At 41.0% G+C, this 15,938-nt stretch carries 16 protein-coding genes; 3 read left to right on the forward strand and 13 right to left on the reverse strand.

Annotation, left to right across the window (positions count from 1 at the left end):
- Positions 1–135: 135 nt before the first annotated feature.
- Complete coding sequence (locus ACN19N_RS10810) at positions 136–1,422, reverse strand: D-arabinono-1,4-lactone oxidase (RefSeq protein WP_420001309.1); 1,287 nt, start codon at positions 1,420–1,422, stop codon at positions 136–138.
- Positions 1,419–3,167 (reverse strand): neutral/alkaline non-lysosomal ceramidase N-terminal domain-containing protein, encoded by a 1,749-nt coding sequence (locus ACN19N_RS10815; RefSeq protein ID WP_269238274.1) that lies wholly within the window; start codon positions 3,165–3,167, stop codon positions 1,419–1,421. The genes ACN19N_RS10810 and ACN19N_RS10815 overlap by 4 nt, the downstream gene beginning before the upstream one ends.
- A 65-nt stretch (positions 3,168–3,232) precedes the next feature.
- Between ACN19N_RS10815 and ACN19N_RS10820 the strand changes: the two genes are divergently transcribed.
- Positions 3,233–4,324 carry an AraC family transcriptional regulator gene (locus ACN19N_RS10820; protein WP_420001310.1) on the forward strand — a complete coding sequence of 364 codons (1,092 nt, stop codon included), beginning with the start codon at positions 3,233–3,235 and terminating at the stop codon, positions 4,322–4,324.
- A gap of 329 nt (positions 4,325–4,653) precedes the next feature.
- Here the strand turns inward: ACN19N_RS10820 and tauD are convergent, their stop codons facing one another.
- The 4 genes from tauD to tauA are packed head-to-tail and all read right to left on the reverse strand — an operon-like array spanning position 4,654 to position 8,235.
- Positions 4,654–5,499 (reverse strand): taurine dioxygenase, encoded by an 846-nt coding sequence (tauD, locus tag ACN19N_RS10825; RefSeq protein WP_420001311.1) that lies wholly within the window; start codon positions 5,497–5,499, stop codon positions 4,654–4,656.
- A gap of 16 nt (positions 5,500–5,515) precedes the next feature.
- A complete protein-coding gene (tauC, locus tag ACN19N_RS10830; RefSeq protein WP_269229898.1) occupies positions 5,516–6,397 on the reverse strand; it encodes a taurine ABC transporter permease TauC in 882 nt (293 codons plus the stop codon).
- The gene (locus tag ACN19N_RS10835; protein ID WP_269229897.1) at positions 6,394–7,185 is read right to left on the reverse strand and encodes a taurine ABC transporter ATP-binding protein; all 792 of its coding nucleotides are present in this window, start codon (positions 7,183–7,185) and stop codon (positions 6,394–6,396) included. The genes tauC and ACN19N_RS10835 overlap by 4 nt, the downstream gene beginning before the upstream one ends.
- Before the next feature lie 9 nt (positions 7,186–7,194).
- Positions 7,195–8,235, reverse strand: a complete 1,041-nt coding sequence (gene tauA, locus ACN19N_RS10840; protein WP_420001312.1) for a taurine ABC transporter substrate-binding protein — start codon at positions 8,233–8,235, stop codon at positions 7,195–7,197.
- Between the two features lie 259 nt (positions 8,236–8,494).
- Here tauA and chrA point away from each other — a divergent pair, with 259 nt between their 5' ends.
- Positions 8,495–9,835: a chromate efflux transporter gene (gene chrA, locus ACN19N_RS10845; RefSeq protein ID WP_420001313.1), complete on the forward strand. Its 1,341-nt coding sequence runs from the start codon at positions 8,495–8,497 to the stop codon at positions 9,833–9,835.
- Positions 9,836–9,882: 47 nt separating this feature from the next.
- Here chrA and dmeF read toward each other — a convergent pair whose 3' ends face one another.
- Positions 9,883–10,833 carry a CDF family Co(II)/Ni(II) efflux transporter DmeF gene (gene dmeF / locus ACN19N_RS10850; protein ID WP_420001314.1) on the reverse strand — a complete coding sequence of 317 codons (951 nt, stop codon included), beginning with the start codon at positions 10,831–10,833 and terminating at the stop codon, positions 9,883–9,885.
- A 56-nt stretch (positions 10,834–10,889) separates the two neighbouring features.
- Here dmeF and ACN19N_RS10855 point away from each other — a divergent pair, with 56 nt between their 5' ends.
- Positions 10,890–11,156 carry a metal/formaldehyde-sensitive transcriptional repressor gene (locus ACN19N_RS10855; RefSeq protein WP_420001315.1) on the forward strand — a complete coding sequence of 89 codons (267 nt, stop codon included), beginning with the start codon at positions 10,890–10,892 and terminating at the stop codon, positions 11,154–11,156.
- On the opposite strand, the gene ACN19N_RS10860 is transcribed toward ACN19N_RS10855, so the two are convergent.
- The 6 genes from ACN19N_RS10860 to ACN19N_RS10885 all read right to left on the reverse strand — a co-directional run bounded on the left by ACN19N_RS10860 (position 11,151) and on the right by ACN19N_RS10885 (position 15,922).
- On the reverse strand, positions 11,151–11,768 hold the full coding sequence (locus tag ACN19N_RS10860; protein WP_420001316.1) for an ATP-binding cassette domain-containing protein: 618 nt from the start codon (positions 11,766–11,768) through the stop codon (positions 11,151–11,153). The two genes, ACN19N_RS10855 and ACN19N_RS10860, sit on opposite strands and share 6 nt — an antisense overlap.
- Before the next feature lie 2 nt (positions 11,769–11,770).
- A complete protein-coding gene (gene modB, locus ACN19N_RS10865) occupies positions 11,771–12,454 on the reverse strand; it encodes a molybdate ABC transporter permease subunit (RefSeq protein WP_420001317.1) in 684 nt (227 codons plus the stop codon).
- Between the two features lie 10 nt (positions 12,455–12,464).
- Positions 12,465–13,223, reverse strand: a complete 759-nt coding sequence (gene modA / locus ACN19N_RS10870) for a molybdate ABC transporter substrate-binding protein (RefSeq protein WP_420002383.1) — start codon at positions 13,221–13,223, stop codon at positions 12,465–12,467.
- A gap of 554 nt (positions 13,224–13,777) precedes the next feature.
- The gene (locus ACN19N_RS10875; protein WP_420001318.1) at positions 13,778–14,467 is read right to left on the reverse strand and encodes an SDR family NAD(P)-dependent oxidoreductase; all 690 of its coding nucleotides are present in this window, start codon (positions 14,465–14,467) and stop codon (positions 13,778–13,780) included.
- 1 nt (position 14,468) lies between these two features.
- Positions 14,469–15,242: an SDR family NAD(P)-dependent oxidoreductase gene (locus ACN19N_RS10880; protein ID WP_420001319.1), complete on the reverse strand. Its 774-nt coding sequence runs from the start codon at positions 15,240–15,242 to the stop codon at positions 14,469–14,471.
- On the reverse strand, positions 15,239–15,922 hold the full coding sequence (locus ACN19N_RS10885) for a glutathione S-transferase family protein (protein ID WP_420001320.1): 684 nt from the start codon (positions 15,920–15,922) through the stop codon (positions 15,239–15,241). The genes ACN19N_RS10880 and ACN19N_RS10885 overlap by 4 nt, the downstream gene beginning before the upstream one ends.
- Between the last annotated feature and the right edge of the window lie 16 nt (positions 15,923–15,938).

Raw genomic sequence — 15,938 nt, forward strand, 5'->3', positions numbered from 1 at the left:
CGTTTAAATACATCTTAGAAGCTTCAAACGTTTCTCAGGCCAAAATCAAAGTAAGTCTAGCTGAAAGCTTAACCCTTAATTGGATGAGAACTCGATATGATTCCGTTAAATACTTTTAACTCATAAAAAATCTATTTAACCTAAAAACAGCTTTTCCAGATAGGGGTTTAAAAACTTGGCTTCTGGGTCAAGCTGCTGACGCAACGCCATAAAATCATCCCACTTTGGATATAAAGCCCGAAGCTGTGTGCTGGCCATATGATGCATTTTACCCCAGTGCGGACGACCCTGATATTTTTGCAAGATTGGCTCAACCACATCAAAAATCAATCGTGGGTCTTGCTTATGATATTGATGCACTGAAATCGAAATCGAGTCCTGCTGATAAAAAGGACTGAGCCAAATATCATCACCCTTCACAAAGCGAAATTCGAGCGGAAAAAAGGTGGCGACTTTATACGTTCTTAAGGCATGCAATACTTCGTCTAAACAAGCAAGCCCTTGATCAACAGGAATCTGATATTCCATTTCATTAAATTTAGTATTTCGTGGTGTCGGAAAGATCTTGCTCGACCAATCGACATAGGTGGTCGGTTTGACAAAGATTCCCAAAAGTTTTTGTAAATAAGGATTCAGTGAAGGAAAGTTTTTGGTCAACTCAGAACATAAAGTCAGTAAAGTATCATCCGATGGAAAGTTCTCTTTGCGTGGCAAAACCTCGTCATCGGTCTCATCCAAGGTTTTCAGCATCAACTGCTTTTCATGGGAAAACACAAAGCACTCGATATGTCGATGCTGATGCTTCCATTGCTGAATATGCTGCTTCATGTCTTCTACAGGACAAAGTTGAATATGTTCTTTGAGTTTATAGCGTGGGCGATTTTGCATAGTGATCTTGGTTAAGATTCCCAAGCTACCCAAAGAAACCCGCCCTGCGGCAAAGATTTCAGGGTTCTCTGTGCGACTACATTTTAAAATTTCACCTGAAGCTGTCAATAACTCGAAAGCTTCCACATAGGCCGAAATACAATGCAGATCTGCCCCAGTCCCATGTGTGCCTGTGGAGACAGCCCCTGCAAGACTTTGCTGATCAATGTCCCCCTGATTCATCAAAGCCTGATTGATGGATTGCTGCTGTAAATGCTGATCTAAATCGTATAATCGTGTACCCGCATAAATATTGCTCTGACATCGTTCAAGATCAGTCGATGCAATGCCTGCAATATGATCTAAAGATACTAAGGTCGCATCGGTACACACCAACGGCGTAAAGGAATGCCCTGCACCGACTACCCGTATTTTTTGTTGTGCTTTAACAATGGACTGTAGCTGTTGCACATTGGCTGGTTGTAAAATCTGTTGTGGCTTGGCTTTTTGAAAGCCTGACCAGTTCGTCCAGATGCCTTGTGTTAAATTACTCATACCGCCTCTCCTTGGCTAACGGCAGTTTTTAAATTGCCATGATTAGTGCGTTTTGCGAGTTCGTTTTCTGGAATCGGCTGTGGTCGTGTTATTTCATCGTAATGACGTTTAGTTTTTTCTAATAATAATTGTTCTGCTAATTCTTTGAATTTGCTCTGACAAGCTGCCAATGTCCATTGACCAAATAAGGTATGCCCACCCTCATAAGCTTGCTGTTGGTATTCTTCATAGGTCGTGACATAACCCATATAATCATTACAGTACGATGCTAACCAAACGCTTTCAATTGAAGCATGTACGGCAAGTGTCTGTTTAACGGTGTCGACCACTCTTCGCCCTGCGATGGTGGTAAATTCTCCCGGACAGCAAATCAAAGCCAATTGACCTAATCGTACAATCTGTAAGGGAACTACACTTGGGACTAAAGGACTGTGCTGAATTGCACCAGCTTTGACTTGTCGGTTCATTTCTGCAATCAACGGATCAAGAATACTCGGCGGAAAACCAATCGGCTGACCTAGAATTTTTTTAGTACCCGCTTCCAGTAAGATCTGTTTTGGTCCTTGAGAGGCATACAGCTGTTGATATTCTGCAAAATCAGCTGCTTTGGGATGCTTAGTTTTTTGTTTGCGAAATTGATCGGCTAAAAACTGCATCCCTTTAATTAAAACTTTTGGCGCACCTAAACCATCGACAGGTGTTCCTGCAAAAAAAGCCGTACCATGGCAAGGCTGACTGGTCTTTGCATGCTTTTGACCCGCTGCAAACTCATCTGGAATCTCAATATTACTCAGGTCTACATAGGACATAACGGCATCAATCTTGCCTTCGACTTTCTGCAAATTTTTAGGAATATTTGATTGTAAGGCTGTCAAAGCCAATTCACTTTGATAACGCCCATTTTGTTGCGCGTATTGATATTCCTGTTCGCCTTTAATCTTATTGCGAATCTTGAGCTGATCTTTGCCATGAAAATGCGGTGATACATCGCCTGCGGTGGCTTGGGCAAAAATCGTGACTGGATTTTGAATCCCTTGCTCAATTAAAGCTTGTTCCGAAAATGCGGCTGCATAACCTTTATTATCACCATCATAGGCGTTTAAAGAATTTCCCAAACAGGTTGCATGTACCCCAAATAAGGAAATCAAGGACTGTAGATGTTGCTCACGATAGAAACCAATCAGCTGCATTTCTCGGTTCAAGGCTAAATGCGTTTCAGCTTCGGTACGTGGTTGAACTTCTGGATTCCGATTATAGGCTTTGATTGAACGATTCCATGCGACAGGTGTCTGTTCTGGAAAATGTTGAACCTCCAAGAAAATCTCGGTGTCTTGTTCAGAAACAATCGCATTTTGAATACTCTGTACAAGTGCCTCTACAATGGCATTTAAATGTTCAGGCACAAAACCCGGTGTCGGCATGTTGTATAAAGCTTCATGCCCACAACCGCCAGGCCCAGAATGGGTATGGGTTGCCATAAGGACCAATTGATTTTCATCAAATGGTGAATCTAGAATTTTTGTGAGTCGCGCTACTGTTTGGCTACGCATCGCATGGGTAATACAACCTACGTCCAGACAACAGATCAGAAGTCGATTGCCGTGTTGATCGACAATGCTCACACTACGTGCAAATAAAGCTGTGCGCTGCTCATAGGCACGATGAGACCATTGCCCATAACCAAACATGGCATAACCTTTCGGTGTTATTTTAATTTGCTGCTTATCCCAACCCACCTGATACATTGGTGCTTTCCTTTTTCAATTCTTTTTCTAACTGTGTTAAAGCATGTTGAAAGTTAATCAAAATTATGCGATACCCAACAGGGTTAAAGACACTTTTCTTTGGGGGGCAAAACGGACTTATGCCTATACGTAGCAGCGATAAAAATGATCAACAGCAATTTATTCCACCCACCATTCTGGCGAGCCTGATCCATTATGCAGAGCAGCAACAGTGGGATTATGCTGCATGGTTTCAGAATTCAGGTTTAGATATTGCACAAATACAGCAAACCCAAGGTGTGGTTCGTTTTAGCCAACTCTGTGATGTTGTTCGTCAAGCCATGACAGCTTATCAACAACCTAACCTAGGCTTAAAACTTGGCAGTAGCGAAGGTCTGATTTCGATGGGGATTTTGGGCTTTGCCATGCAATCCTGTAAAACCGTTGCAGATGCTTTAGACATTGCGCTGCGCTACCATCGGATTTCTGGCAGTGTCTTGAATATTAACTTTTCCATCCACGCTGATTTGTGTGAGCTGGAAGTCACTGAACCCTATCCCTGCAATGAACTGAAAGCCTTTTTCTATGATGAATTATTTAGCAGCATCATTACCTGTTTAAATGCAATGCTAGGTGATCATGAGGATGTCATCAGCCTTGAACTCAGCTATTTCCCAAGCGAATATCAACAACAATATAGCCATATCTTTGGTTGCCCGATACAATTTAACCGTGATAAAAATATCATGCGTTTTAGCACTAGCCTGTTGCAGCGCAGCTTAAAAAATTACAGCCCTGCCAACTACGCAACTGCTATCCAAATCTGTGAGCAGGCCTTAAAAGAAATCGACCAGCTCAATCAAGTCGGCTATGTACATTTACTCGATCATTTGATTGAACAACATTTACCTGAACGTTTCGAGATGCTGCAAGCTGCGGAACATTTACGTATCAGCGAACGGCATTTAAGACGGCAATTATTATTAGAAGGGCTGAGTTTTCAACAAATTCGGCAAAATGTGTTGGAGCGTAAAGCTAAGCAATTACTGGAACAGAACCTATCCATAAGTGAGATTAGCCTGCAATTAGGTTTTAGCGAATTACGTGAATTTCGACGTGCCTTTAAACGTTGGACGGGACAAGCGCCTTCGATCTATAAACAAGAGGCTCATTTCTAATTAAATAACACTTTGAAAATTTTGGATTAATTAGTGCTATCTACCATTTTATATAGAACTTTTCTCAGGAATCACTGGTGCTACAGGTCATCCCCAACCTGCGTGAGATTAATCAGATGCTATTTCTGCGATTAATTTAAAGAGATACCGAAAGAAGACAGGTTTTGTGGATGACAATGGTTTTGGTTACTTTTGCCGAAACAAAAGTAACTCCAGCTGAAGGCTTATCCAAGAATAAGATGAGATCTCTATAAGATTCCACAAAGACGATCGAACCGTAAAATAAAAAAGCTCAGGATTTACCCAAGCTTTCTAATCTAAATAAAGCCTTAACTTGCCGCTTGATAAAACGGCACATCACCATTAATCGTGGCACGATGCATAATTCGATGCGCATCACCATAATCAAATAAAGCCTTATGCTGCGTACAACGATTGTCCCAAATTGCCACATCACCTGCCTGCCACTGCCAACGCAAATGGAACTGCTGATTGGTGGCATGCGCAAATAAATACTGTAGCAATTCAGCACTTTCAGTCTCATCCAGCTCATTAATACGCGTGGTAAATCCTTCACTCACGAACAAAATCGGCTGACCCGTTACTGGATGCGTTCTCACTACAGGATGAACAACAGGAGGATTGCGCTTAAAGGTTTCTTCCAGTTTTTTACGCTCAACATCGTTATGCGCGAAACGCTCAATCGGGAAAGACTGACGAATGTCATGTGTTGCGGTTAAGCCTTTTAACTTTTGCTGTAAACCTTGATCCAATGCAGCAAATGCAGCTGCGCCACTCGACCAAAGCGTATCACCACCGACAGGTGGAATCTTGATGGCTTGTAATACACAACCCAATGGCGGTTTCTGGCTGAAAGTCACATCGGTGTGCCAAAGCTCATTGTCACGTAAGTCTTGTTTCCAACTGTCCAATACAATAATTTCAGGCACATTATCGATAGATGGATAGATGGGATGAATATGCAAAGAACCAAAACTACGTGCCAACTCAGCTTGGGCCTGAGGTGCAAGCTGCTGATTGCGGAAGAAAATCACATGATGATCCAGCAAAGCCTGTTGAATTTGTTGCGTAGTATTTTCATCAGCCGTGTTTAAGTCAACATCGTGAATAATTGCACCGATTGTTGGTTTAATAACTTCAATATTTAAGGTCATCTTCTACTACTCACACTTATAACTGTTGGCCATACCAAGGAGATAATTGCTTCTGTAACCAACGCAAAAACAATTCAAAACTAACCGCGACGATCGCAATCACAATAATGCCCAGCACCACGGTATCGGTGATCAGGAACTGTGCTGCAGACTGCACCATAAAACCAATACCTCGATCTGCTGCAACTAATTCCGACGCCACTAAAGTTGACCAGCCCACACCTAAACCAATACGAATACCCGTCAAAATATGCGGTAAGGCTGTCGGCAGAATCACATGCCAAAACACTTGTGATTGGCTTGCTCCTAAAGATAAGGCGGCACGTTCACGATTGAGCTGATGGCTGAGTACACCATGGGTGCTACTGATAATCACAGGTGCAAGAATCGAAAAGAAAATTAAAAGCACTTTGGTGGTTTCACCAATCCCAAACCAGATCACCAATAGTGGCAAATAGGCCAAGGGTGGAATTGGACGCAATAGCTCAACCAAAGGATCCAGTACTGCACGCACCCATTTGTTCAGCCCCATCCATAAACCTAAAGGCACACCAATGGCAATCGCGGCAACTAAAGCCAACAAAACACGAGAAATACTTGCTGCCAAATGTTGCCATAAGGTAGCTTTCATAAAACCTTGCTGGCTGACTTCAAGGAACTTCTGCCATACCGCTTGTGGGCTTGGCAAAAATAAACTCGGAACAATTTTTAATGCCGTGATCAAATACCAAATTACCAATACGCTCAAAACACTGGAAAGACTGAGTGCTAAACTACGATGATGAATAAAGAAAGCACCAATTGGACTAAAAATAGAACCCGACTGTGCTTGGTTTATCGATTGTAGTTCCTCGACCTTACTCACCTCATAGGCTGTATTCTTTGCTTGCCCTGTCATACAACCACCTCATGCCCTACCTGTTTCTGCACACGCAGGCGTTCAAACAATTGCTCGCGTAATTGAATAAATTTAGGATCAGATTTAATTGCACGGATCGATTCACCTTGCTTATAACGGTCAGCGAAATCCAGTTTTAAAGTTTCGACAATCTTACCTGGACGAGCCGTCATCAACACCAATTGATTACTCAGCAATAGTGCTTCTTCAATGTCATGGGTAATCAGGAAAAAGGATTTATTTTGCTCAATCCATAAATCCAAAACCAACTGCTGCATAGTTTCACGGGTAAAAGCATCAAGCGCAGCAAAAGGTTCATCCAGCAAAATGAATGCCGCATGGCTGATCAGGGCACGTGCAATACCAACGCGCTGTTTCATACCACCTGACAATTCCCAAATATTGGCTTTAGCTACATGACTCAAGCCAACAATTTTAAGAATTGCATCGACTTGCTGTTGAATGTCTTGCGCTTTCAAACCTTTGAGCTGCAAAGCAAAACCGATATTTTCAGAGACATTTAACCAAGGTAATAGCGCATGATCCTGAAATACCACCGCACGGCGTGCATCTGGCGCAGTCACCACTTCATGATCCAGTGTAATCTGCCCCGAACTTGGCTTTTGAAAACCCGCCAAAATATTCAGTAATGTTGTTTTACCACAACCAGACTCCCCCAAAATCACAGTCAAAGTGCCTTCTTCAACCTTCAGATTGATATCTTGTAATACAGGCACGGTCTGTTTTGGAAAGGTTAAATGAAGATGCTCGGCAGCTAATACGCTCATTTAGATCTCCTATGGCTGTAAGAATTGGGTTGTGACATTACCTTGATAATCAGGTTTTACTTGATCCACCTTGCCTTGGCTTTTGAGGAAAGTTGCTGTGTCGAAAATATTTTTGGCGAACTCACCCGCTAAAGTCGCGTGTTGTTGCTGACCATTCAGATAAATATTGCCTGACAACAGTAAGGGAATATCTTTCACATCAGAGCCTGTCAGCTGAGCAATTTTCTGGATATTGTCCGCATTTTGTTCAAATGCTTTTGGATCCTGCTGATACGCTTCAACTTGTTTCAAACTGGTTTTTACAAATGCTTTTAAGAACTCTGGATTTTTTTCAGCGAAGTCTTTACGAACCACCCATAAATCATAGGTTGGTGCGCCCCACTCGCCGACTTGTTTCGAATCTGTTAATACATGACCACTGGCTTTGACTTTGCTGAGTGCTGGTTCCCAAACATAAGTCGCATCAATATCACCACGCTCCCAAGCTGCTGTGATTTCAGGCGGACGTAAGTTAATAATCTTGACTTGGTTATCCGCAATATTCCAATGCTTGAGCGCTGACAATAAGCTGTAATGCGTGGTTGAAACGAATGGTACGGCAATGGTTTTACCAATCAAATCTTGAGGGGTTTTAATGCCTGATTTGTTACTCACCACCAATGCCTCTGAACCGCCTAATTTAGCCGTCACAAGAAAGACTTCAATTGGTAAATCACGACTTGCAGCAGCAGCCAGAGGACTAGAACCAATATTGCCGATCACCACATCACCCGAAGCTAATGCATTGACCACATCTGAACCTGCATCAAATTTGCGCCATTGAATTGCTTGATTACTATCACGTTCATAATCACCATTGGCTTGTGCAACCTTGGTTGGATCCACACCAGTTTGATAGGCAATCACCACTGCCTTGTTGCTTTTAGACTGAACAGGTGCAGCATCTTTTTGATTTTGATAGACAATAAAAGCAACAATCGCCACAAGGACGATCGTTGTAACAATTAGCGGCTTAGAGTTCTTGATGCCCATAATTAGATGATCTTTCAACAATATAGGCTTATGGTATGCGGCATGCTTTATGATTAAAAATAAGAAAAAGTGCGTTATTTATATTTTTTATCGATATAAACACTTTATTTTTATTATTTTGCAATCAGAAAAATTTATTAAAAGTCATTAATTTGAATTATTAAAGCAATTAAATATATAAAGAAATGAATTGGATTCATTTAGAATCGACAACTTCTTATGGTGTGCAATACAACTCGCGATATTCAGAAAATAAACGCTCTATCTGAGAATAATTATGCAGCAATCTGACCCAATAAAAGCTCTGGACTCTATCCCTTTTTGGCAAGCTTTTTTATTTTGGCTGAAATTAGGCTTTATTAGTTTTGGGGGGCCAGCAGGTCAAATTGCAGTGATGCACCAAGAATTGGTTGAAAAAAAGCGCTGGATTTCTGAAAAAAGATTCTTACATGCACTCAACTATTGCATGCTTTTACCTGGCCCTGAAGCACAACAACTCGCCATTTATATTGGTTGGTTGATGCATCGAACCGTAGGTGGCTTAGTTGCAGGTATTCTATTTGTTCTACCTTCTTTATTTATTCTGATTGCCCTGTCATGGATTTATGTTCAGTTTGGTGACGTGCCGATTATTGCTGGATTATTTTATGGCATCAAACCTGCGGTCACGGCGATTGTGTTTCATGCAACCTATCGCATTGGCAGTCGTTCACTCAAAAATAATTTCTTATATTTGATTGCCGCTGCTGCTTTTATCGCAATCTTCTTCAATGTTCCCTTTCCATTGATTGTATTGAGTGCTGCGATACTGGGCTATTTGCTGAGTAAAAAGCAACCGCATTTATTTGCAACTCAAAGCGCCCATCAAAGCAAGCAAAAACATTATGGTGCAGCCCTCATTGACGATGATACACCACCTCCCGCTCATGCTGTTTTCCGTTGGACTCAACTGACTAAAATCCTCGTTATTGCAGCATTATTATGGTGTATCCCAATCATCAGTTTAACCCTAAGCTTAGGATGGGAACATGCTTATACCCAAATGGCATGGTTCTTTACCAAAGCTGCATTACTGACATTTGGTGGAGCTTATGCCGTATTACCCTATGTTTATCAAGGTGCGGTGAATCACTATGCATGGCTCAGTCCAACCCAAATGATTGATGGATTAGCATTGGGTGAAAGTACCCCAGGCCCACTGATTATGGTGGTTGCATTCGTTGGGTTTTTAGGGGGCTTTAACCATGCCTTATTAGGTGCAGATCATCTGTTCTTGGCGGGTGCACTCGGTGCTGTCATTGTTACATGGTTTACTTTTTTATTTTCCTTTGTGTTCATTCTCGCAGGTGCTCCGATTATTGAATCCACTCATAATGAACTTAAATTTACTGCACCACTTACGGCAATTACCGCTGCTGTCGTGGGGGTTATTCTCAATCTGGCACTGTTCTTTAGTTATCATGTGTTATGGCCACAGGGTTTCGATCACGCTTTTAATTATGAAGCGGCAATCATCACAATTGCTGCAATGATTGCGCTGTTTAAATTCCAAATAAATGTGCTCTATGTGATTTTCGCTTCTGCACTTTGTGGTTTAGTTCTATACCTATTTGTATAAAAATCCTCACTAGAGTTGATGCATAAATCAACTCTAGTCATTCCAATCTATTGAATATGATGAATTTCCACCGATGCATGCACAATTTCCTCATGAATTGCCAATGCAGCTTTGACTTGATCAGGATTAAGATCAGACATCGTTGTTTCTAATCCAAGAATACAAGAAAATTTGCCTCTTCCAACCTTCCAAACATGTAAATCTGTAATCTCAACTTGTGGAAATTCAGCAATCACCTCTTTAATTTCTTGCACCACAGGATGCCCCATTTCAGCATCGATTAATGTTGTTCCTGTTTCTTGCATAAGTCCCCAAGACCATTTCGCAACCAATAATGCGCCAATAATTCCAAGCAAGGCATCTAAAAAATTCCAGCTAAAATATTTCGCAGCAAATAAAGCAATAATCGCAAGCACGGAAGTCACTGCATCCGCAACCACATGTAGAAATGCGGCTTTTTGATTTAAATCATGATGATGGTGATCATGTGGGTGATGATGATCGTCGTGATGGTGCTCATATGAATGGTGATGATGGTGTTCATGCCCACCCTCATGTAACAACCATGCACAAATCAGGTTGACGATCAGCCCAATGATTGCAATCGGAATGGCTTCATTGAAATGAATCGTGACAGGATTAAATAGTCGTTCGATGGACTGAATCCCCATCAATAAAGCAACGACCATCAGCAAAATCGCGCTGCTATACCCTGCGAGTATTTCTATTTTCCATGTCCCAAAACTAAAGCGTGGGTCATCGGCATAATGACGTGCCATTCGATAAGCAAAATAAGCTAGACCTAAAGCCAGCATATGCGAACTCATATGCCAACCATCAGCGAGCAATGCCATTGAGTTAAACAACCATCCCCCTAAGATTTCAAACACCATCATGATCGCGGTCAAGATTGTAGCGATGAGAATTCTTTTTTGTGCTAAAGGATTTCCTTGATCAAACTGATGAGAATGACGGCGTTCTAGGTTAGTATGCTGCATTTGTTTTAGCTTTAAAATATACTCCCCCCTAGTATATATTTTTTTGGAAAAAAAGTATGTCTCATCTACACCATGACAAGAAAATCTTAAATCGCGTGAAACGGATTCAAGGACAAATGACGGCGGTAGAAAAGTCCTTATTAAATCCTGAAAGTTCATGTATAGACGTATTACAGCAAGTTGCTGCGGTCAAAGGCGCAGTCAATGGTTTAATGAATCAACTGATGGAATTGCACTTGAAAGAGCATGTATTAAAAGATGTTGATCATGTCAATGATGAGGAAGTACAGAAATTTCTGGCTTTATTACAGCGCTATTTATAAATACCAGATCTCATGGGTGAGCTGCTCAATCTCAGATTTATCATGGCTGACATATAACATTGGAATGCCTAATTCCTGTTTGACTCTTTGAAAAAAAGGAATGATCTCTGCTTTATGTGCTGCATCCAATGCAGAAAGTGGCTCATCTAATAACAACAATTGTGGCGAATACAGCAGTGCTCGTCCCAATGCGACACGCTGTTTTTCCCCGCCAGATAGCTTGATGGGCATTCGCTCAATCAGATGTTCTAACTTGAGTAACTCAATAATATAGTCCGCTTCAAACTGACGTTGTTGCGGTTGAATATGCTTAAATCCAAACAATAGATTCTGCTTGACGTTTTTATGCGGGAATAACTGCGCATCCTGAAAGACAAGACCAATACGACGTTGTTGTGTACTCAGATTAATTTTCTGTGCCTGATCAAACCATGTTTGATTTTTAATTTTGATCCAACCTGCTTGCGGCGTAACTAAACCTGCAATGCTATGTAAGATCGTAGTTTTGCCTGAACCAGAAGCTCCAAATAAACCAATCACGGACTGATCAGACTGAAAGCGTTGATCAAGATCAAATTGCCCTTGTTTGAGCTGGATATAACAATCAATCATCGTTAATGCCCACACTTATTTTTTTGATAACGATTGAACCATTGCGCAAACCACAACGCAAAAAACGCCACAGACAAAGACAAGATAATCAATCGCCATACTGCTGCTTCAGTATCAGGCTGCTGCATCAGACTATACATCGCTAAAGGCAGTGTCCGTGTTTCACTGGCAATATTGCCGACAAAAGTAATGGTTGCACCAAACTCACCCAAGCTTCGGCAAAAACATAAAATGCTCCCCACCAAAATACCACTACTGGCAAGAGGTAATGTCACCTGCATAAATGCCCCGAAGGAAGATGCACCTAAGGTTTTTGCAGCCATTTCTAAACGCTGGTCGACCAGTTCAATGGAGAGTCGAATGGATTGTACCAATAAGGGAAAGCCCATCACCGCAGAAGACAACACAGCCCCTTTCCAATTAAAAGCAAACTCTAGACCCAAGGGTGCAAGGTATTGCCCCAAAAGTCCTCGATTGCCAAATAACTGCAATAGCAAATAACCTGGTACGACGGGAGGTAAAACCAAAGGTAAAAACACCACCGTTTCAAACAGAGATTTTCCCCAGAACTCTTTTCGAGCCAAAACCCAAGCAATCAAAATAGCAGGAATCAAACTAAAGATAAGACAGGTTGCTGCCACTTTACATGACAGCTTAAGTACATCGAGTTCTTCAGGAGTCAGCATGATGATTCAGTTACTTGAGTACGCTAAAACCATATTTTTTAAATACTGTCTTTGCCTGACTACTTTGTAAAAATTTATAGAATTTCATCGACTCAGCATTCTTCTTGACGAGGCCCAACGGATAAATAATCGGTGAATGCGTATTCTCAGGGAATATACCTGCGACGACCACATCTTTACTAATTGCAGCATCGGTTGCATACACAATACCCACCTGACATTCACCACGCGCTACAAAATTCAAAGCAGCTCGCACATCTTCTGTTTCCACCAAACGTGACTCAAGTTTATCCCACCATCCTAATGATGTAAGCGCTTGCTTTGCATACTTACCCACGGGCACACTTTTGGTATCGCCCGTACAGAGTTTACCTTGAATCACTTTATTCGGATCAACGTTTTTATCCATTTTTAATTTAATTGGGCGGTCTTTCGGGGTAATCACTACTAGATGATTACCCAGTAAATTCACGCGATCACTTGCTGAAACAAGCTGCTTATTCTGTAAATAATCCATCCATTGCACATCGGCTGAAATAAATACATCAGCTGGTGCACCTGCTTCAATCTGCTTAGCTAGCATTGAAGAACCCGCATACGAAGTCTTTACTTTAACTTTATTTTTTTGTTCGTAGATTGCATCTAATTCATTCACCGCATTGGTCAAACTTGCTGCGGCATAGACCGTTACAGACTCATTCGCAAAAACATTGCTACTAGAAAATACGCTACAACCAAAGATAGAACATAAAACACGGATCACTTTCATATTGATCGACATGCCACTTTTCCTCATAAATCGATATATTTTTAAAAACATATTGAAAGATAAAAATATGCTAAAAATAACAGAGATTAGGGCTTTGCTATTCTTAATGGTGTTATGAATCAAAATAAAATCTCGCAGCATGATGAAATTCCATTTCACCTAATGTGAGTTCATACCAGTTTGCTACAGAAATTAAAAAAACAGCTCAATCTAGTGCAACCCAAATTATGAAGCCTTTTCCCCTTTTGCAAAGATCGCATTTTAAAGATTCTAATTTTATTGAAATCAGAACGATAAAATATACTTCATACTTAACGATATATTCTCAAAAATATAGCGATAAGCAAAAGATTTCACTCCAAAAACACAAAAAATATCGTGAAATATGTTTCAGGAACGAATCAGACGAAAAATACTTTCTATATATTTCTAGAGTGTGGACATAGATATTTTTCAATCAGCATCAGGCAATAGCTATGCCAAAAAAATTAGATGATTAATGTAACTCACATAGAAACTGGCTGCTTTTCATTTATCATCACCTGCAACATGGACTAAATATTAATACTAAGTTCCTGACTCCAAGTCGACTCAGGTTGTTGATGAATATGCCAACAAAGATTTTGAACTGATGTCATCAATGCCTTATTTTGGCTATCCCAATCAGGCAGCATACAGTACGCAATATGAATCCCTTTCGGATGAAACTCTCTCGCCAACGATTGTGATAATGCTCGAACACCTGCAAACATGCTTTGACTCAGAAGATCGACATGTGCTGCCATCGTCGGTTGCCCTCCAAGAAAAATCAATGTCCCACCTTGCTGACGAAGCATCTGCTTGATCATGATTTGTGAAACACTGACGGCACTTAGTCCCGTATTTTGCCACTGCTGTTCAATCTGTTGAGTGAAGTCAGTTTCTTTTTGAGGATATGGATGAAAGCTAGGCTGAAATATACATAGTTCAATCTGATGTGCTTGCCATCGAATATGCTGCATCAAATCTTTTAAAGCCGCCTGATTGATTAAGTTCAAAGAGACAAACGTCAATTCAGAATTTTGAGATTCAATCTTTACCGATTTTTGCTTGGCATCATGTAAGACCTGATAAACATGTATTGCTTTATGCTTCTGCTGTTCGATACAAACTTGGCTAAGTGAATGGATGTCATCACCTATTAGGACAAAACAAGCTTGCTGTTTTGACTGCCGTTGAAACAATCGTGTGAATATTTTTTTCATCTTAGAATCGCTCCTGATACGGACGTAGATCCAATTCATGTGTCCACAAATCACTACTTTGTTGAAACAGCATCCAATAATTTTCAGCAATTGCTTCGATATTTAAACCACCCGTTCCACGCGTCAACCGAGCCAAACGCCCTAAGCCAAATAAAGCCTTATTGACACGATCACCATCGACCATGCCATCAACCACCACATGCGCCACATGAATATTTTGCGATTTATAGCATTGTGCAAGATTCAAAGCATATGATCTTAATGCTGACTTCCCCATGGTAAAAGCTGCGAAAAATGGTTTTCCTCGCATTGAGGCACTTGCTCCAGTAAAGATCAACGTGCCCTTTTGTTGCTGTTCAAAAATCTTTAGGCTACTTTGCGATACCCAATAGGCAGATAAAAAAGTAGAACGCCACATTTGCGTAAAAAACTGAAGCGACGTTTTTAGGAAAATTGAAGGAACATTACCACCGACATTATGAATCACTGCTGCAATCTGTTCATCTGAATGATTGATCGAGTCAAACAAAATCTGAATTTGGACAGGGTCTTCCGCATCTAAAGATTTCGCGATTGCCGTTCCACCATGTAATCGAATTTCAGCAGCGACATCTTCAACTTTTTGCAAAGTACGCCCGACCACATAGACTTTTAAACCTGCTTGTGCGAAACGTCGTGCCACTGCCGCACCAATGCCTTGCTGAGCGCCTACACCAATCACCACTGCACATGGTGTCGGATTGGTTAGTTTTAAGCTGTTACTTGGCACACTCATAATTGGACAATCCATTGTGCAATATGTGAATAGCTCTTAATTTTAGCACCCCATACTTTACTCGTCCGCACAATTTCCAAAAGCTGTGAACCAACTGCAATATCAGCTAGTGTTTGCACATCCCCAACGAGCCAACCTGTATTGCTTAAAACCAATTCGATGCGTTCTAAATGTCGTATAAACTCAGCTTCAATATCTGCTTTTGCCATACGTCCTGTACCTTGCATTTTTAGTTGCAAACTCAGCGCTGATTTTAGTAACGGTTTCATCAAAATAACTTCATGCTTAGGACGACCTTCAGCACTCATTGCCACAGCATGATTGAATGCTTCAGCATCACTCACGCGGAAATGAATTTCATAAAAATATAGCAGCTCATCCGCCCAATCTTCCCAAAGTTCAACATAGGCTTTTTGCAAAGGATCTACTGGATATAAACGAGGTAATTCAGGATAAGTCTCATCCAAATAACGAGCGATACGCGTACTGTCTTGAATCCGTTGACCATTAATATCCAATACAGGTACTTTACCGACTTTGCTCAACATCGGCACTTTCGCACCTAGAACCCCATTATAATTGACGGTTTCATAGGCAATGCCTTTGAACTTCAACATTCGAGCAACTTTTTGGCAGAACGGTGAAATTTCCCACTGATGTAAAACAACTGAATTTTTCATTCTTTTTTCCTGTCAA

The sequence above is a fragment of the Acinetobacter sp. LF10 genome, assembly GCF_048585715.1.
In the GTDB taxonomy this organism is placed as follows: domain Bacteria; phylum Pseudomonadota; class Gammaproteobacteria; order Pseudomonadales; family Moraxellaceae; genus Acinetobacter.